Consider the following 17,102-nt stretch of genomic DNA (forward strand, 5'->3'; position numbering starts at 1 on the left):
CGTGCGAGGCCGGTTGTTGCTCAACGCAGGACTGTTCCAGATCGGCTGGTTCGCCTGTGTGCTGGGTGCGCAACGGCCGTGGCTGTTGCTGCTGGCAATGACCTGCCTGGCGATACACCTGCTATGGATTGCAAACACCCCTGATGAGTGGCGTTATCTGTTGAAGGTGTCAGCCTGCGGCTGGGTCCTGGACAGTGCTCTATTGCATCTCGGGGTATTCCAGTTTCCCGGTGCCACACTCATTTTGCCGCCCTGGCTGGCAATCCTCTGGCTACTTTTCGCCAGTACTTTGCGTCACAGCCTGAGCTGGACAAAGCGCCCTTGGTGGATAGGCAGCCTGCTAGGGGCTATTGGCGGGCCTCTCTCTTACTGGGGAGGTGCCAGGTTGGCTGATGTTGGTCTGCCGCTGGGTACCTGGCCCAGCATTCTCATACTCGCTTTGATTTGGGCGATGTTGATGCCGGCATTGCACTGGCTGGCCGGACAGCCTGCTCGTTGACTCAAGATTGCTTGCGGAAGAACAAGGTGATCTGGCCAACCTCCACGTCGAACTTGGACATGTACGAGCGATTGATCAGGGTGTTCTCGTCCATCAAGTACATCCAGTCGTCCAGATGAACCTCATACTCCTTGCCGTCCACCGGCAACCTCAGCACATATCGCCAGCGCAATGCATTACCTGCCACCTCACCCTGCGCCTCGCCCACCACGTCGCCAGCGGTTCCACGCCATTGGCCAAGTCCGGCCGGGGTGAGCGTCCACAAGCGTTTCTGCCGAGTACCGTCGCTGTACGTAAATGACTCGTCGAGGATCAGCCGGTTACCTTCAGAGTGGCCATTGATCTCTACGTGGAAGCGTTTGGTGACCTCGCCTGAACGCTTTTGAAAGATTCCCCAGGCTTCAACCCGCCCCTCGAAAAATTCGCGCAAATCAAGCTTGGGGGTTTCCTGACTGTAGGTCTGCACATCCACCCGACTACAACTTGCAAGGCCGATGCACAGCAGCAATAGCCATATCCTCAGCATGCATATCTCCTCGATGTTTTCAGGGTTTGGCGATGCCCAGCAATTGGTCGCGCAGTTGCGGGTCGCGGGTTCGGGGGTCAAGCCAGATGGAGAAAAAGGCTTCGGCGAACGCCTCGTCCTTCACCACATGCCGCAGATTCTCGCCGACGTAAAAACGTGCGCCCTCTGCAGGCACATAGACGCCTGTGATGCGGTCACCGGCGCGCACATCGACAAAGGCCTTGAGCATCTCCCGCTCCCAACGGGCCATCAATTGCGAATTCGGCGGGGTGCGCGACAGGCGGCGGATTTCCTTGATGCTGGCCTCGACCAGATCCTCGCGACTGATCGCGCGTCGGTAGGTCAGCTCCAGCGCAAAAGGCACATCCGCGCCTGGCAGATCACCGGCAAGCAGGCGTGGGCTCCACAATTGCGCGCTGTAGATGGAAAAACCGAATATTCGCATCTCGCCGCCCCCTATCCGACGAGCATCGGGCAGGGCCTCGCGCCAATCAGCCAACAGTCCTGGGCTCTGGAGCATCAGAACAAGACAGACAACGTGGCGGATAAAGCGGTCTGTCTGCATATCGTGCAAAGGCCTCGATAAGACTCAAGGGACGCCTTTAAAAGCTATACCAAATTTTTATTTTGTACAGCTAATAACCTCTACGGTCAGCAATGAAAGGCGGTATCTGACGAGCTCAAGCCCTCACGGATATCACGCCCCTGCCATCTCCCTGACAATGTCAAAGAACGTCGTCAGGATGCGCCGGGAACTCTGCGCTCGCAGGCAAACCAGGGTCTCGGTAAAACGTTGCTGGCAATCGACGATCGGCAAGCCGCGAATCCGCGAATCCGCACCGAGTTCGGCCGCCGAAACAACGCCGACGCCCATACCGATGGCGACGGCCTCACGGGCCGCTTCACGCCCCTCCACCTCGATGGCCTTGCGAATGCGCAAGCCCGCGGTTGCCATCTCCTCCTCCAGGGACAGTCGCGTCACCGAGCCCTGCTCGCGCAATACCAGGGGCGTGTTGTCCAGGTCGGCGAGGCAGATGGAAGTTCGTTGTGCCCAGGGATGGTCATGGGCGACGAAGGCGAGCATCGGATCGCTGCGCAGGGGCAGCTTGAGCAGTCGGTCATCTTCGATATTGCGCCCCAGCAGGGCGATGTCTGCCTGGTGGCCGAACAGCCGCTGCAGGACCTCATCGGTATTGGCCGTTTCCACTTTCACATCCACGCCCGGGTATCGAGCACAGAAGCGCGCGACGTAAGGCAGCACATGCACGGGCGCGTCCACGGCAAGGTTCAGGGTCCCTGTCGACAGGGTGCGGTAGTCCATCAACATGTCGTGGGCATCGACACTGATATCGAACAGGCGCTGGGTCAGCCCGAACAAGCGCTCGCCCACCTCCGTCAGGCGCACCAGGCGTTTATCCCGGAAAAACACCATCACACCGTAGTACTCCTCAAGCTTGCGCACCTGGTCGGACACCGCTGGCTGGGACAGGCAGAGCTGTTCGGCCGCGCGCGTGAAACTGCCATTGATTGCCACGGCGTGGAAAGCCTTGAGCTGGGTATGGGAGATCGTCATGGGGGCCTACCTATAGTTTCAACTTATTCATGCATACGATAAATCGATTTTATTTATGAACAATGAACTGCAAGGATGGATTTCGCAAATGCCTTGGCCAACGGGCCGCTGCTTGGATCAATCAGGAATGCCTAATGGAAATCGAACGTTTCGCCACGATAAAACGCCGTTCGGACATGGTCCGGCATGACAACGTCCTCTACATCGGGGGCCAGGTTGCCACGGACCTCAGTGGCAATATCGAGGCACAGACCCACGAGGTTCTCTGCGCTATCGAGCAGCTGTTGCTCAGTGTCGGCAGCGACCGTACGCGGGTGCTTTCGGTGCGCATCCTGCTGGCTCACCGCGAGGACTATGAAGGGCTCAACAGGGTCTGGGACGAATTTTTCCCCGAAGGCCATGCCCCCGCACGCGCTTGTACCCTGGCCAACCTGATCGACCCCGGTTGGCGCGTGGAAATGATCGTGGTCGCCGCCTGCGGCTGATTGCGTCCTGAATGCCACCCCGCAACCTTTCGAACGGAGACTCCCCATGCGCCCCTTCTGGCTCGACCAGGCCCTGAAAAGCCAATCCGATACGCCCTGCCCACCATTGCGCCAGGACACCCACGCCGACGTCTGCATCGTCGGCGGTGGTTACACCGGCCTGTGGACCGCCATCATGCTCAAGGAACAGAACCCCGAACTGGACGTTGTCATCGTCGAAGCGGACATCTGCGGTGCCGGCGCCAGTGGACGCAACGGCGGTTGTGCGCTGTCCTGGTCGGCCAAGTTCTTCACCCTGGAGCGATTGTTCGGAGTCGAAGAGGCTGTGCGCCTGGTCAAGGAATCGGAGCAGAGCATCTACGCCATCGGCGCCTTCTGCAAAAAATACGCGGTGGACGCCGACTACCGCCTCGATGGCACGCTCTACACCGCGACCAACCGCGCCCAGGTCGGTTCGACGGACGGGGTGATCGCGGCGCTGGAGCGCAATGGCATCAACTCCTTTACCAAACGCGCACTCCCTGAGGTGCAACGCATGTCGGGCTCAACCCGTCACGTCGAAGGCTGGTTTTCACCGGCGGCGGCGAGTGTGCAACCGGGCAAGCTGGTGCGTGGCCTGCGCCGGGTTGCGCTCGACCTGGGCGTGCGGATCCACGAGGGTTCGCCAATGACCGGCCTCGAACACGGGCTGCCGGCCACCGTCAACACGCCGGGCGGGAAAGTCGTGGCCAAGCGCGTAGTCATGGCCATCAACGCCTGGATGGCCCGTGCCTTTCCAGAGTTTTCGCGCTCGGTGGCCATCGTCTCCAGCGACATGATCATTACCGAACCGCGCCCCGACCTGCTGGAACGAATCGGCCTGACCAGCGGGGTCACCGTACTCGACTCGCGCATCTTCGTGCACTACTACCACAACACCCCGGACGGCCGGATCATGCTCGGCAAAGGTGGCAATACCTTCGCCTACGGCGGTCGCATCCTGCCAGTATTCGACCAGCCTTCGCCCTACAAGGGCTTGTTGCGCAAGACCCTGGCCGAGTTCTTCCCGGACTTTGCCGATGTCGGCATTGCCGCCACGTGGAACGGCCCGTCCGATCGCTCCGTCACCGGGCTGCCGTTCTTCGGCCGAATGGGCGCAAGCGGCAACGTGTTTTATGGCTTCGGCTATTCCGGCAGCGGCGTCGGTCCCTGTCATATGGGTGGGCAAATCCTTTCATCGCTGGTGTTGGGGCAGGACAACCCCTGGACACGCTCGCCGCTGGTGCAAGGACCGCTCGGCCTGTTTCCGCCAGAGCCGATCCGCTACCTGGGCTCGCTGATGGTGCGCAACGCCATTCGCCGCAAAGAGCACGCCGAGGACCGCAACCTGCGCCCCCGTCGACTGGACGTGCGCCTGGCGAAGTTCGCCGCGGCGGCGGGCAAGTCGGACAAGGCATAGCGCAGCGTCAGGTCTGCGATATTTGTTTGGGTGATCAACCCTGCCTGGCGCTTGCCAGGCGGGGTTTCCTGGTTTCAACCGTTCAATTGAGCCGCGAGCGAAGATTTGCGGCGTGCCGATATCGATCAATGCGCCCAGTTTCCACTTATAAGCCCAGCTTGTTTGTGACATGTGATAAATCGATTTCAGTTATTTTTCCGCAGATGTTTTGATCAGCACATGCATCACTCCCCTACAAGAACAACACCGCCGGAGAAGATCATGACCAAAGCTGAATTCCCGACCACACAGGCGCTGGCTACACCAGTCTTGGGTGAACCCTACCTGCTGACCCCAGGGCCATTGACCACGTCCAAGGCCACCAAGGAAGCCATGCTGCGCGACTGGGGCTCATGGGACGTTTCCTTCAATCAAGTCACGGCCGAGGTTCGCCAGAGCCTGCTGAGCATGGCCGGCGTCGCGGACGACAGCTTCGCCTGCGTGCCGTTGCAAGGCAGCGGCAGCTACTCGGTGGAAGCCGCATTGGCCACGGCCATCCCCCGTGACGGTAAAGCGCTGGTGCTGATGAATGGCGCCTACGGCCAACGCGCCACCAAGACCCTGGAGTACCTCGGTCGCGCCTTCATCACCCTGGACAAAGGCGACTACTTGCCGCCGCAGCCCGAGGAAGTCGACGCCCTGCTCAAGGACAATCCGGACGTCACCAACGTCTTCATCGTCCATTGCGAAACCAGCTCCGGCATTCTCAATCCGCTGCGCGAAATCGCCGATGTGGTGAAGGCCCATGGCAAGAGCCTGATCATCGATGCCATGAGTTCCTTCGGCGCCGTGCCGTTGACGGTCAAAGACATCACGTTCGACGTGGTGGTGTCTTCTGCCAACAAATGCATCGAGGGCATTCCGGGGTTCGGCTTCGTCATCATCCGCCGCTCCGTGCTGGAGGCCGCCAAAGGCCGCGCCAACTCCCTGAGCCTGGATCTGTACGAGCAGTGGGTATACATGGAGCGCACCGGGCAATGGCGTTTCACCCCTCCGACCCACAGCGTCGTGGCTTTTCATAAAGCGCTGGAGCAACACACTGCCGAAGGCGGCGTGCATGGCCGACTGGCCCGCTACACACGCAATCGCGACGTACTGGTCGCCGGCATGCGCAAGCTTGGCTTCAAAACGTTGCTGGAAGACCGTTGGCTGTCGCCGATCATCACCACGTTTTTCAGTCCGGAACATCCGAACTTTGAGTTCAAGCGCTTCTACGATGAACTCAAGGCCCGCCAGTTCATCATCTACCCCGGCAAACTGACCGTCGCCGAGAGTTTCCGCATCGGCTGTATCGGCCAGATCGACGAATACATCGTCCATCAATTGCTCCGCGCCATCGCCGACAGTCTTGTGGCGATGAACGTCGACATGCATCTACCGGCAGGCTGACCGCCCCTTTAAAGGTCTTTGTCAATTCGAGCACAGGTGCAATGGGTAGCACCTTTGGACAGGGATCTTTTTTTAAACATGGATTCGCTGACTGATCGCCAGGCAGAGCCGGGCAGCCGTCAGCGATCGCGTCAATTTAATGCTTAAAGCCTGATGCCATCTCACGGCCATCTGATCGATGCCGTGTGCGTGGACAGTCTTTCTGTACCGAAAACAAAAACAAAACTCATTATTTGCGCTGTCTGGCACCACATACGGGATCAGAACACCATGAACAAGAACGCTACAAGTCCTCTCGCCACTGGCTGGAAATCGCTCCAGCGTTGGCGCGTGCAAGTTTTCCTCATCACCTGGGTGGCCTATGCCGCCTTCTACTTCACCCGCAAGGCGTTTTCCGTTGCCAAGCTGGGTATTGGCGAAGACCCGGACTTCATGCTCGAAAAGACCATGATGGCCAATCTCGACGCCCTCTACCTGACCGCGTATGCCGTGGGGCAGTTTCTGTGGGGCAACTTCTCCGACCGCTTCGGCCCCAGGGTCGTGGTCCTGAGCGGGCTCGTTATTTCGGCGCTGGCAGCGCTGCTGATGGGTACTTACGCGACCCTGCCGATTTTCGCTTCCTGCATGCTGGTCCAGGGCCTCGCCCAGTCCACCGGTTGGTCGGGGCTGTGCAAGAACGTCGGCAGTTTCTTCAGCACCAGCGAACGCGGCCGCGTGCTGGGTTTCTGGAGCACCTCCTACGCCTTCGGTGGCCTGGTCGCCACGCCGTTTGCCGGCTGGTGGGCCTACAACCACTACCACGACTGGCGCCTCGCGTTTATCAGCAGCGCCGTGGTGGTCCTGGTGGTGGCGGTGTTGTTCTTCTTCCTGCAACGCAACAAGCCGGAAGACGTCGGCCTGCCGCCGGTGGAGATCGAAATCGAGCCCGTCAGCAACGTCGTGGTACCGCGTGAAAGCATGTGGGCCGGCTTGCGCACCGTGATGAAAAATCGGACCGTGCTGGTGCTCGGCCTCGCCTACTTCATGCTCAAGCCAGCGCGCTACGCCATCCTCCTGTGGGGGCCGGTGATCATCTACGAGCGCATGCCCGAGATCGGCAAGGTGGCCTCAGCCATCGTTCCCACCTCGTTTGAACTGGCCGGTTTGATCGGACCGATCCTCATCGGTATCGCCTCGGACAAGTATTTCGGCGCCCGTCGTATTCCCGTCTGTGTCCTAAGCCTGGTGATCCTGACTGCCTGTCTTGCGCTGTTCGTTCCCGCCATGCAAAGCGGCAGCCTCTACATCGTGGTCGGCCTGCTGTTCATGATGGGCCTGTCTCTTTACGGGCCGGACTCGATGCTCAGCGGCTCGGCGGCGATCGACTTCGGCAGCAAGGACGGCGCGGCCTCCGCCGCAGGCTTCGTCAATGGCTGTGGCTCGGTCGGTGCCGTGCTCGGTGGCTTGCTGCCGGGTTACTTCGACACCATCACCGTGTTCCTGGTGTTCACCGGCGCTGCACTCCTGGCCAGCCTGATGCTGGTGCCCTTCTGGAACAGCCGCCCGAAAACCGTGGAAAGCCCGGTGCTGTCCTCGACGCCGGTGCAGCCGGTCGTACTTGGCACCAACTCCTGAACCCGAACCCATCTATCAATTATCACTGGAGCAATCATCATGAATTACCAACAACCTTCTCAGTTGCAAGCCGTGGTTCTGGACTGGGCCGGCACCGTCGTTGATTTCGGTTCTTTCGCACCGACGCAGATTTTCGTCGAGGCCTTTGCCGAGTTCGGCGTCGCGGTGTCCCTGCAAGAAGCCCGCGGGCCGATGGGCATGGGCAAGTGGGACCACATCCGCACGCTGTGCAACGAGCCACAGATTGCCGACCGCTACCACGCTGTCTACGGCCGCCTGCCAACCGACGATGATGTGACCGCACTCTACGAGCGTTTCATGCCGCTGCAGATCGAGAAAATCGCCCTGCACTCGGCGTTGATTCCCGGTGCGCTCGAGACCATCAACGGCCTGCGCGACAAGGGCTTGAAAATCGGCTCCTGCTCCGGCTATCCGGCCGTGGTCATGGAGAAGGTCGTGGAACTGGCGCGCAAGAACGGCTATGTCACCGACCACGTGGTGGCGACCGACGAAGTGCCCAATGGCCGCCCGCACCCGGCGCAAGCCTTGGCCAACGTCATTGCCCTGGGCATCAGCGACGTCGCCGCTTGCGTGAAGGTCGATGACACCTGGCCGGGCATTCTCGAAGGCCGAAGCGCGGGCATGTGGACGGTGGCGCTGACCTGCTCCGGCAACGCACTGGGCCTGACCTATGACCAATTCAAGGATTTGTCCCTGGAGGCATTGGCCGAGGAACGCGCGCGCATCGTCAAGATGTTCGAAGGCTCGCGCCCTCACTACCTGATCGACACCATCGTTGATTTGCCGGCGGTCATTGAAGACATCAATGCACGCCTGGCACGTGGGGAAACCCCTCAGGGCTCCTGACCCTGTCGGCTTGCGCAATTGACAGTGGCCGTCCCAAGGACGGCCACATCCAAAAAAACAAGAGAACGCCACCATGAACTACGCCCATCCTGGCACCCCCGGTGCCATCGTTTCCTTCAAGTCCCGTTACGGCAATTACATCGGCGGCGAGTTCGTCGCACCGGTCAAGGGTCAGTACTTCACCACGACCTCGCCCGTGAATGGCCAACCGATTGCCGAATTCCCGCGCTCCACGGCTGAAGACATCGATAAAGCCCTGGACGCCGCCCACGCGGCCGCCGATGCCTGGGGCAAGACGTCGGTGCAGGACCGCTCTTTAGCGCTGCTGAAAATCGCCGACCGCATCGAACAGAACCTGGAACTGCTGGCCGTCACCGAAACCTGGGACAACGGCAAAGCCGTGCGCGAAACCCTCAATGCCGACATCCCGCTGGCCGTGGACCACTTCCGCTACTACGCCGGTTGCATCCGCGCCCAGGAAGGCAGCTCGGCCGAAATAAACGAACATACCGCGGCGTATCACTTCCATGAACCCCTGGGCGTGGTCGGGCAGATCATCCCGTGGAACTTCCCGATCCTGATGGCCGCCTGGAAACTCGCCCCGGCCCTGGCCGCCGGTAACTGCGTGGTGCTCAAGCCTGCCGAACAAACCCCGCTGGGCATCACCGTGCTGGTCGAGCTGATCGGCGACCTGCTGCCGCCCGGTGTGCTGAACATCGTGCAGGGCTTCGGCAAAGAAGCCGGCGAAGCCCTGGCCACCAGCAAGCGCATCGCCAAGATCGCCTTCACTGGCTCGACCCCGGTCGGCTCGCACATCATGAAATGCGCGGCCGAGAACATCATTCCGTCCACCGTGGAGCTGGGCGGCAAGTCGCCGAACATCTTCTTCGAAGACATCATGCAGGCCGAACCGTCCTTCATCGAGAAGGCTGCCGAAGGCCTGGTGCTGGCGTTCTTCAACCAGGGCGAAGTCTGCACCTGCCCTTCCCGCGCCCTGGTGCAGGAATCGATCTACGACGACTTCATGAAAGAGGTGATGAAAAAAGTCCTGTCGATCAAACGTGGCGACCCGCTGGACACCGACACCATGGTCGGCGCCCAGGCGTCCGAGCAGCAATTCGACAAGATCCTGTCCTACCTGGAAATCGCCAAGGGCGAAGGCGCCGAGCTGCTGACCGGCGGCAAGGTGGAAAAACTCGAGGGCAACCTGGCGAGCGGCTATTACATCCAGCCGACGCTGCTCAAGGGCACCAACAAGATGCGCGTGTTCCAGGAAGAAATCTTTGGCCCGGTGGTGAGCATCACCACCTTCAAGGACGAAGCCGAAGCCCTGGCCATCGCCAACGACACCGAGTTCGGCCTGGGGGCCGGCCTGTGGACCCGCGACATCAACCGCGCCTATCGCATGGGCCGGGCGATCAAGGCGGGTCGCGTGTGGACCAACTGCTACCACCTGTACCCGGCGCATGCCGCGTTCGGTGGCTACAAGAAGTCCGGCGTCGGCCGTGAAACCCACAAGATGATGCTCGACCACTATCAGCAGACCAAGAACCTGCTGGTGAGCTACGACATCAATCCGCTGGGCTTCTTCTGATTTCGCACTAACAACCACCACCTTGTAGGAGCGAGCATGCTCGCGAAAAACCTGAGCACGCCACGGGGTGCCAGACTAATCGCGTCATCGTTGACGACCATCGTCGGAACGCCGCCCGGAGCATGCTCGCTCCTACAAGGATCACGCCGTATCTGCAGGTGAATCCCCGATGAAAATCCGTTACAAGGTGAGCCTTGTGGCTGCTGCTGTGCTGTTGGTGACGACCAGCCTCCTGTCACTGGTTCAGGTAGGGCAGATACGAACGATTTTGCGTCATCAGGTCGAGGCCAGTATTTTTGAATCGAGCAACGCCGTGGCACGCCAGATCGAGAACTGGCTGAACGGCAAACTTCATCTGATGGACCTGGCCGCCCAGGCGATCGACAGTCAGTACAGCGCGCAAGCGCCCCAGAGGATCATCGACTCAGCCATTTTGAAAGACGAATTCAAGCTGGTATTCGGCGCCCTCGAGTCCGACGGCAAACCCATCAAGAACGCTTCACCCTGGAATCCAAAACCCGACTATGACGGTCGCACCCGCCCTTGGTACGCGACGGGTAAAGCAGGCAGCCAAGCGGTCTTGACCGAACCCTACAAGGACTCCACCACCGGCGAAATCCTGATCTCGGCGGTGGCCCGGATCAGCGACGCGGGTCAACCGCTCGGGGTATTCGGTGGTGACATCCGCCTGACCACCGTGGCCGATGCCATCAACACCCTGGATTTCGGCGGCGCCGGTTATGCGTTCCTGCTGAGTAAAAGTGGCAACATCATTTCTCACCCGGACGCCGGGCTGAATGGTCAACCCTACAGCCAGCTTTTCGCCGGTAGCGCCCTGCCGCTGACCAGTCAACTTCAAGAAACCAGCGGCAGTGGAAAGTCGCTCCTGGTGTCCTTCATTCCGCTCACCGATCTCAAGGGCATGGATTGGTACATCGGTGTGGTGCTGGACCAGGACATCGTCATGGCCGCAGCCCGCATCCTCAGCTGGCGAGCCGTGATCGGTACTGGCCTGGGTGTGCTGCTCAGCCTGTTGGTCCTGGGCTTGCTGGTCCGGCGACTACTCTGGCCGCTGGATCGGCTCAAGGCGTCACTGGCAGACATCAACCGCGGAGACGGTGACCTCACCCACCAACTACCCGTGTCTGGCAATGATGAAATTGCGCAGGTCTCCAGGGAGTTCAACCAGTTCCTGCAAAACCTCAAATCGCTGATTGGCGATGTGAAAAACAGCGCTCGACATGTCCGCGAGAGCACCACCACAACGTCGTCTGAAGCGGACCAGGCCGCCAGTCGCGTGCAAATTCAGCTGCAGGAACTGGATCAACTCGCCACCGCCATGACCGAGATGGCCTCGACCGCCGAGGACGTGGCGCGCAATGCCCAAGCGGCTGCCGAGGCGGCCATCGTTGCCACCGGGCAAACCGCAGACGGTGTCGCCCTGGTGTCCAGGTCAACAGGGGCTATCAAGCGTTTGGCCGAGGAGATGGACGACACCGGTCAGGCCATCAATGAATTGTCCACGCTCAGTCAAGGCATCGAATCGATTGTCGCGGTCATCACCAGCATCGCCGATCAAACCAACCTTCTCGCGCTCAATGCGGCCATCGAGGCGGCACGTGCTGGCGAATCGGGACGCGGGTTCGCCGTGGTTGCCGATGAGGTGCGCTCCCTGGCGTCGCGTACCCAGCAATCCACCCAGGAAATACGCCAGATGATCGACCAACTGCAGATGGGGGTGAAACACGCCCAGGTGCGCATGCAGCAAAGCCGCGACACCGCCAGCAAGACCGCCCTGGATGCCAACGCGGCGAATGAAACCCTTGAGCGCATCCGTGAAGCCATTTACCGCATCAATGACATGAACCTGCAAATCGCCGCGGCGGCTGAAGAACAGAGCGCCACGACCGAGGAAATCAATCGCAATACGTCCAACATCCGCGACATCAGCCTCGAAGTCACCGGCAGTGCCGCCAAGCAGGTCCGCCAGTGTTCCGTGATGGGGGAACAGGTAGGCGAGCAGCACAGACTGCTCAGCCGCTTCAGGATTTGAAGTGCGCAGCAACACAATTTCAGATCACAAAAACAACTATTCCACCGAGGTAAGAAAGATGAGTGCGGCTTCCCTGTATCCCGTTCGTCCCGAGGTTCTGGCCAACACCCTGACCGACGAGGCGACCTACAAGGCCATGTACCAGCAGTCAGTCGTCAACCCGGACGGCTTCTGGCGCGAGCAAGCCAAGCGCCTCGACTGGATCAAGCCTTTCACCACGGTGAAGCAGACGTCCTTCGACGATCACCATGTCGACATCAAGTGGTTCGCCGACGGCACCCTCAACGTTTCCTACAACTGCCTCGATCGTCACCTGGCCGAACGCGGTGACCAGGTCGCGATCATCTGGGAAGGCGATGACCCTTCCGAAAGCCGCAAAATCACCTACCGCGAACTGCACGAACAAGTCTGCAAGTTCGCCAACGCCCTGCGTGGCCAGGACGTGCACCGCGGCGACGTGGTGACTATCTACATGCCGATGATCCCCGAAGCCGTGGTCGCCATGCTGGCCTGCACCCGGATCGGCGCGATTCACTCGGTGGTGTTCGGCGGTTTCTCGCCGGAGGCCCTGGCCGGTCGCATCATCGACTGCAAATCCAAGGTGGTGATCACCGCCGACGAAGGCATCCGTGCCGGCAAGAAAATCCCGCTCAAGGCCAACGTCGACGACGCCCTGACCAACCCGGAAACCAGCAGCATCCAGAAAGTCATCGTGTGCCAGCGCACCGGTGGCGACATCAAGTGGAACCAGCACCGCGACATCTGGTACGAAGACCTGATGAAAGTGGCGGGCACCGTGTGCGCGCCGAAAGAGATGGGCGCCGAGGAAGCGCTGTTCATCCTCTACACCTCCGGCTCCACCGGCAAGCCCAAGGGCGTGCAGCACACCACCGGCGGCTACCTGTTGTACGCGGCCATGACCCACGAGCGCGTGTTCGACTACCGCCCGGGTGAAATCTACTGGTGCACCGCCGACGTCGGCTGGGTCACCGGCCACACCTACATTGTCTACGGCCCGCTGGCCAACGGCGCGACCACCTTGTTGTTCGAAGGCGTGCCGAACTACCCGGACATCACCCGGGTGGCGAAGATCGTCGACAAGCATAAGGTCAACATCCTCTACACCGCGCCGACCGCGATCCGCGCGATGATGGCGGCGGGCACGGCCGCCGTCGAAGGCGCCGATGGCAGCAGCCTGCGCCTGTTGGGTTCGGTGGGTGAGCCGATCAACCCCGAGGCCTGGGACTGGTATTACAAGAACGTCGGCCAATCCCGTTGCCCGATCGTCGACACCTGGTGGCAGACCGAGACCGGCGCCACCCTGATGAGCCCGCTGCCCGGCGCCCATGCCTTGAAGCCGGGGTCCGCGGCGCGGCCGTTCTTCGGCGTGGTGCCGGCGCTGGTGGACAACCTGGGCAACATCATCGAGGGCGAGGCCGAAGGCAACCTGGTGATTCTCGATTCGTGGCCAGGCCAGGCGCGTACGCTGTATGGCGATCACGACCGTTTCGTCGACACTTACTTCAAGACCTTCCGTGGCATGTACTTCACCGGTGACGGCGCCCGTCGCGATGCCGATGGTTACTACTGGATCACCGGCCGCGTCGACGACGTGCTCAACGTGTCCGGCCACCGCATGGGCACCGCCGAGATCGAAAGCGCGATGGTCGCCCACCCGAAAGTCGCCGAAGCGGCGGTGGTCGGTGTACCGCACGACATCAAGGGCCAGGGCATCTATGTCTACGTCACCCTCAACGCTGGCGAAGAGACCAGCGAGCAATTGCGCCTGGAACTGAAGAACTGGGTGCGCAAGGAGATCGGCCCGATTGCTTCGCCGGATGTGATCCAGTGGGCGCCGGGGCTGCCGAAGACCCGCTCGGGCAAGATCATGCGGCGCATCCTGCGCAAGATTGCGACCGCTGAATACGATGGCCTGGGCGATATCTCCACCCTGGCCGATCCGGGGGTGGTGCAGCATTTGATTGATACGCACAAGACGATGAATGTGGCTTAGTAGCCTTCAGCTTCATCTAAGCCCCATCAGGTGTTGAGCCTGGTGGGGCTTTTTGTTGCCTGACAGTTTTGTTTCGGTAGTGTTGGTCTCTTCGCGAGCAGGCTCGCTCCCACAGGGGATTAGTGGTGATCAAAAAACTGTGGGAGCGAGCCTGCTCGCGATGGCGTTCTGTCAGACACCACAGAACACATTTTTTATCTCCAAAGGAGCCCCCCATGCCCATGGGCAAACGTGAACTTGCACGGCTCGAGCGCCGTTTGATCACAACGCTGACCGATGCCTGCGAAACAGCAAAATCCGAGATCAAAGGCTTTACCTGGCTCACCCATACGGCTGACTTGAACGCCCTTGCCCAAACGCTGAGGGTGACCTGGGTGTTCGAAACGCTGGCCGACAAAAAACTCGCAGAGGTTAGCTCGAAAGCGCGGATTCTTGAGCTGACGGCCATCGCACTGCACGAGGCCAATATCGATCTGGAGCCTTCAGCGCGCATTGTCCGATTCGACTCTGAGGAGGAGTGCCAACTCAGCCATGGTGGCGATTGGCAGAAACGCCTGGCACGATCAGACGTGACCAGGGGGCATTGAAGATGGCCAAGGATATCGACAATCCCTGCATTTCCGTGTGCCAGTTGAGCGGCGACCTGTGCGTGAGCTGCGGGCGTAGCAAGGAAGACATCAGGAAGTGGAAACGCATGAAGCGGCCGGAAAAAATGGCCGCCGTGCAAAGGGCGAATGTCCGTTTGAAAGGGCTGAAGAAGACCCAAGGCAAGAAGCCTTGACCCCGCTCACTCACCCGCCCTGCAACGCGGCGGGCGAGTGAACGTGCTACATCCCACCGAGCTACATCACATCAAGCTATAAGGTGTAGGAAATACCGACCTGAACCGTCCTCGGCGCACCCGGGTAGGCATAGACGTTACCAAAGGCACCTTCTTCATAATCCCGGTCGAACAGGTTCTTCACATCGAGATTGAGCCTGACCTGGTCGTTAATCTTGTAGAAGCCGAGCAGATCGACGACGGTGTAACTACCCATCGAAAACGCTGTATTCGCCGTTTGCCCCGCACGCTCATCGACGTACTTGAGCCCGGTGCCAAGCCCCAGCCCCCTCAGCGCGCCCTCCTGGAACTCGTAGACGTTGAGCAGGCTGAAGCTGTTCTTGGGAATGTTCATCAACCGGGTGCCCGACTCGATCACGTTGTCCTGGGTAACCTCGGCGTCGACATAGGCATAGCCGCCAATCACCCGCCATTCAGGGGTGACATTGCCAGCCACGTTCAGGTCAAAGCCACGGCTGCGCACTTCGCCGGCCGCCACACTGAAGGTCGAGTCTACGGGGTCGGTGGTCAGGACATTGCGTTTTTCAATCTGGTAGATCGCCGCGTCCACACTCAGCTGGCGATCCAGCGCTTCCCACTTGATGCCCATCTCATAGGACTTGCCCTTCTCCGGGTCAAAACCACCCCCCTCGCGGCTGGCCCCGCTATTGGGCTTGAATGAGCGCGCGGTATTGGCATACACCGCCACGGTGTCGGTCAGGTCATACAGCACGCCGAGACGCGGCGTCACCGCGTTATCGCTCGCTTCCCAGCTCCTGCCACCCGGCACGAAGGTTTCGTAGTCATGCTCGAAGCGCTCGAAACGGGCGCCCGCCAGGACTTTCAAGCGCTCGGTCAACGCCACCTGATCCTGGACGAAGGCGGCGTAGGTCTTGAGGTTTTCCTTGTCGTCGGTCGGCGTACGGGTCAGGGCCGGGCGAGGCTGGCCATACACCGGGTCGAAGATATCGATCGGGTAGGCACTCACTGCACCGCTGGAGCGCTGGATGATCGACTGGTAGTCGTAATCCTCGTATTCGACGCCAGTCAGCAAGGTGTGATCGAAACCGAGCGCGGTGAAATGCCCGGTGAGATTGAGTTGGGTGTCCTTGTCTGTCCACTCAAGCTTGCGGTAGTTGAAGTTGCGCCCCAGGGTGCGTCCATCGGCCGCCACGCCATTGGCTTCAACGGCATTGCCCTGCAAGGTGCCATCGAGCCACTGGAAGCCACCGCCCAATGTCCAGTCGTCATTCAGGAAGTGCTCGAAACGCAACTGGGCCATGTTGTTGTCGTTGTGCAACTTGCCAACGTCTTTTTCACCGAAAAAAGTGTCGCGTGACGCGGTGCCAATCTGATTCGGATAGCGCGTCAGGCCGCGATCCAGCGGGTGATTGTTGCGCATGAAATCGCCTTCGAAGATCACCTTGGTGTCATCGTTGGCCTGCCACGAAATAACCGGCGTCACGCCATAGCGTTCGGTTTCCACGTGATCGCGGAAGGTGTCACCGCCCTCGCCCACCACGTTCAGGCGATAGGCCAGGCGACCCTCTTCGTCGAGCGGGCCCGAGGCATCCAGGGTGCCACGCTTCATTCCCTGATCATCGAGCTGGCTGCCCAGCGTGACGGTGCGTTCGGCCAGCGGTTGCTTGGAGACCACGTTGAACGTACCGCCGGGATCGCCCCGGCCGTAAAGCGTGGTCGCCGGGCCGCGCAATACCTCAAGCCGCTCGATGGTGTTCGCATCCGGCATATTCGGGTAACCACGGTTGATCGGGAAGCCGTTGCGATAGAACTCACCGGTGGTAAAGCCACGCACGGTGAAGGTGGTCAGCCCCTGGCCACCGAAATTGTTGGCCCGTCCCACGCCGCCGGCGTAATCGAGCGCATCCTGCAACCTTGTGGCACTGATGTCCTCGACGACATCCTTGGTCACTACGCTGATGGACTGAGGGGTTTCGTGGATCGCCGTGTCGGTACGGGTTGCGCTGGCAGAGCGGGTTGCGCGATAGCCGTCCACTGGCCCCGTGGCGGTTTCAAGGTCCGCGGTGCCAACGATGTCGGTCGCTTGCAACTCCAGGCCGGTTGCAGCGGTTGTCGCTGGCTCAGCCCAGGTGGAAGTGGAAAACGCCTGGAGCACACAGATAGACAGCAGGGTACGACGCATCTAGGAAGCCTTGAGAGAATAGCCAAA

Annotated in this window: 15 protein-coding genes and 1 pseudogene; 12 read left to right on the forward strand and 4 right to left on the reverse strand. The window is 60.5% G+C overall.

Features of this window, described 5'->3' with window-relative positions; genetic code table 11:
• The first annotated feature begins 1 nt into the window (after window position 1).
• Window positions 2-499: a DUF2878 domain-containing protein gene (locus tag AC3WWR_RS05805; RefSeq protein ID WP_151141350.1), complete on the forward strand. Its 498-nt coding sequence runs from the start codon at window positions 2-4 to the stop codon at window positions 497-499.
• A 1-nt stretch (window position 500) separates the two neighbouring features.
• Here AC3WWR_RS05805 and AC3WWR_RS05810 read toward each other — a convergent pair whose 3' ends face one another.
• The 3 genes from AC3WWR_RS05810 to AC3WWR_RS05820 all read right to left on the reverse strand — a co-directional run bounded on the left by AC3WWR_RS05810 (window position 501) and on the right by AC3WWR_RS05820 (window position 2,598).
• Window positions 501-1,025 (reverse strand): DUF3833 domain-containing protein, encoded by a 525-nt coding sequence (locus AC3WWR_RS05810; RefSeq protein WP_151141348.1) that lies wholly within the window; start codon window positions 1,023-1,025, stop codon window positions 501-503.
• Window positions 1,026-1,044: 19 nt separating this feature from the next.
• Entirely contained in the window at window positions 1,045-1,590 is a 546-nt protein-coding gene (locus AC3WWR_RS05815; RefSeq protein ID WP_033042024.1) for a chalcone isomerase family protein, read from the reverse strand.
• 132 nt (window positions 1,591-1,722) lie between these two features.
• Window positions 1,723-2,598: a LysR substrate-binding domain-containing protein gene (locus AC3WWR_RS05820; RefSeq protein ID WP_020800141.1), complete on the reverse strand. Its 876-nt coding sequence runs from the start codon at window positions 2,596-2,598 to the stop codon at window positions 1,723-1,725.
• A 134-nt stretch (window positions 2,599-2,732) separates the two neighbouring features.
• Here AC3WWR_RS05820 and AC3WWR_RS05825 point away from each other — a divergent pair, with 134 nt between their 5' ends.
• From AC3WWR_RS05825 to AC3WWR_RS05875, 11 genes and pseudogenes are all read left to right on the forward strand, one after another.
• Window positions 2,733-3,083, forward strand: coding sequence for a RidA family protein (locus AC3WWR_RS05825; protein WP_020800140.1), 351 nt, complete (start codon window positions 2,733-2,735; stop codon window positions 3,081-3,083).
• Window positions 3,084-3,129: 46 nt separating this feature from the next.
• Entirely contained in the window at window positions 3,130-4,521 is a 1,392-nt protein-coding gene (locus AC3WWR_RS05830; protein WP_083348611.1) for an FAD-dependent oxidoreductase, read from the forward strand.
• Window positions 4,522-4,782: 261 nt separating this feature from the next.
• Window positions 4,783-5,949, forward strand: coding sequence for a 2-aminoethylphosphonate--pyruvate transaminase (locus AC3WWR_RS05835; protein ID WP_454866503.1), 1,167 nt, complete (start codon window positions 4,783-4,785; stop codon window positions 5,947-5,949).
• Window positions 5,950-6,219: 270 nt separating this feature from the next.
• Window positions 6,220-7,563 carry an MFS transporter gene (locus AC3WWR_RS05840; protein WP_492598557.1) on the forward strand — a complete coding sequence of 448 codons (1,344 nt, stop codon included), beginning with the start codon at window positions 6,220-6,222 and terminating at the stop codon, window positions 7,561-7,563.
• 39 nt (window positions 7,564-7,602) lie between these two features.
• Window positions 7,603-8,430, forward strand: coding sequence for a phosphonoacetaldehyde hydrolase (gene phnX, locus AC3WWR_RS05845; RefSeq protein ID WP_033042030.1), 828 nt, complete (start codon window positions 7,603-7,605; stop codon window positions 8,428-8,430).
• 73 nt (window positions 8,431-8,503) lie between these two features.
• Entirely contained in the window at window positions 8,504-10,024 is a 1,521-nt protein-coding gene (exaC, locus tag AC3WWR_RS05850; protein WP_083348609.1) for an acetaldehyde dehydrogenase ExaC, read from the forward strand.
• Window positions 10,025-10,193: 169 nt separating this feature from the next.
• A pseudogene (locus tag AC3WWR_RS05855) lies at window positions 10,194-11,219 on the forward strand (HAMP domain-containing protein); the annotation flags it as partial.
• Window positions 11,220-11,321: 102 nt separating this feature from the next.
• On the forward strand, window positions 11,322-12,077 hold the full coding sequence (locus tag AC3WWR_RS05860) for a methyl-accepting chemotaxis protein (protein ID WP_492598560.1): 756 nt from the start codon (window positions 11,322-11,324) through the stop codon (window positions 12,075-12,077).
• A gap of 58 nt (window positions 12,078-12,135) precedes the next feature.
• The gene (gene acs, locus AC3WWR_RS05865) at window positions 12,136-14,091 is read left to right on the forward strand and encodes an acetate--CoA ligase (RefSeq protein WP_033040724.1); all 1,956 of its coding nucleotides are present in this window, start codon (window positions 12,136-12,138) and stop codon (window positions 14,089-14,091) included.
• Window positions 14,092-14,306: 215 nt separating this feature from the next.
• The gene (locus AC3WWR_RS05870; protein WP_033041586.1) at window positions 14,307-14,678 is read left to right on the forward strand and encodes a hypothetical protein; all 372 of its coding nucleotides are present in this window, start codon (window positions 14,307-14,309) and stop codon (window positions 14,676-14,678) included.
• A gap of 2 nt (window positions 14,679-14,680) precedes the next feature.
• Window positions 14,681-14,872: a DUF1289 domain-containing protein gene (locus AC3WWR_RS05875; RefSeq protein WP_020795357.1), complete on the forward strand. Its 192-nt coding sequence runs from the start codon at window positions 14,681-14,683 to the stop codon at window positions 14,870-14,872.
• A gap of 76 nt (window positions 14,873-14,948) precedes the next feature.
• Here the strand turns inward: AC3WWR_RS05875 and AC3WWR_RS05880 are convergent, their stop codons facing one another.
• Entirely contained in the window at window positions 14,949-17,075 is a 2,127-nt protein-coding gene (locus AC3WWR_RS05880; protein WP_492598558.1) for a TonB-dependent siderophore receptor, read from the reverse strand.
• Window positions 17,076-17,102 lie beyond the last annotated feature (27 nt).

It is taken from the genome of Pseudomonas sp. EB271-G4-1 (assembly GCF_058791355.1).

Coding starts and splice junctions, on each gene's coding strand:
- exaC (WP_083348609.1), top strand. CDS start 8,504: ATGAACTACGCCCATCCTGGCACCCCCGGTGCCATCGTTTCCTTCAAG.
- AC3WWR_RS05840 (WP_492598557.1), top strand. CDS start 6,220: ATGAACAAGAACGCTACAAGTCCTCTCGCCACTGGCTGGAAATCGCTC.
- acs (WP_033040724.1), top strand. CDS start 12,136: ATGAGTGCGGCTTCCCTGTATCCCGTTCGTCCCGAGGTTCTGGCCAAC.
- AC3WWR_RS05815 (WP_033042024.1), bottom strand. CDS start 1,590: ATGCAGACAGACCGCTTTATCCGCCACGTTGTCTGTCTTGTTCTGATG.
- AC3WWR_RS05835 (WP_454866503.1), top strand. CDS start 4,783: ATGACCAAAGCTGAATTCCCGACCACACAGGCGCTGGCTACACCAGTC.
- AC3WWR_RS05825 (WP_020800140.1), top strand. CDS start 2,733: ATGGAAATCGAACGTTTCGCCACGATAAAACGCCGTTCGGACATGGTC.
- AC3WWR_RS05820 (WP_020800141.1), bottom strand. CDS start 2,598: ATGACGATCTCCCATACCCAGCTCAAGGCTTTCCACGCCGTGGCAATC.
- AC3WWR_RS05870 (WP_033041586.1), top strand. CDS start 14,307: ATGCCCATGGGCAAACGTGAACTTGCACGGCTCGAGCGCCGTTTGATC.
- AC3WWR_RS05875 (WP_020795357.1), top strand. CDS start 14,681: ATGGCCAAGGATATCGACAATCCCTGCATTTCCGTGTGCCAGTTGAGC.
- AC3WWR_RS05830 (WP_083348611.1), top strand. CDS start 3,130: ATGCGCCCCTTCTGGCTCGACCAGGCCCTGAAAAGCCAATCCGATACG.
- AC3WWR_RS05810 (WP_151141348.1), bottom strand. CDS start 1,025: ATGCTGAGGATATGGCTATTGCTGCTGTGCATCGGCCTTGCAAGTTGT.
- AC3WWR_RS05880 (WP_492598558.1), bottom strand. CDS start 17,075: ATGCGTCGTACCCTGCTGTCTATCTGTGTGCTCCAGGCGTTTTCCACT.
- phnX (WP_033042030.1), top strand. CDS start 7,603: ATGAATTACCAACAACCTTCTCAGTTGCAAGCCGTGGTTCTGGACTGG.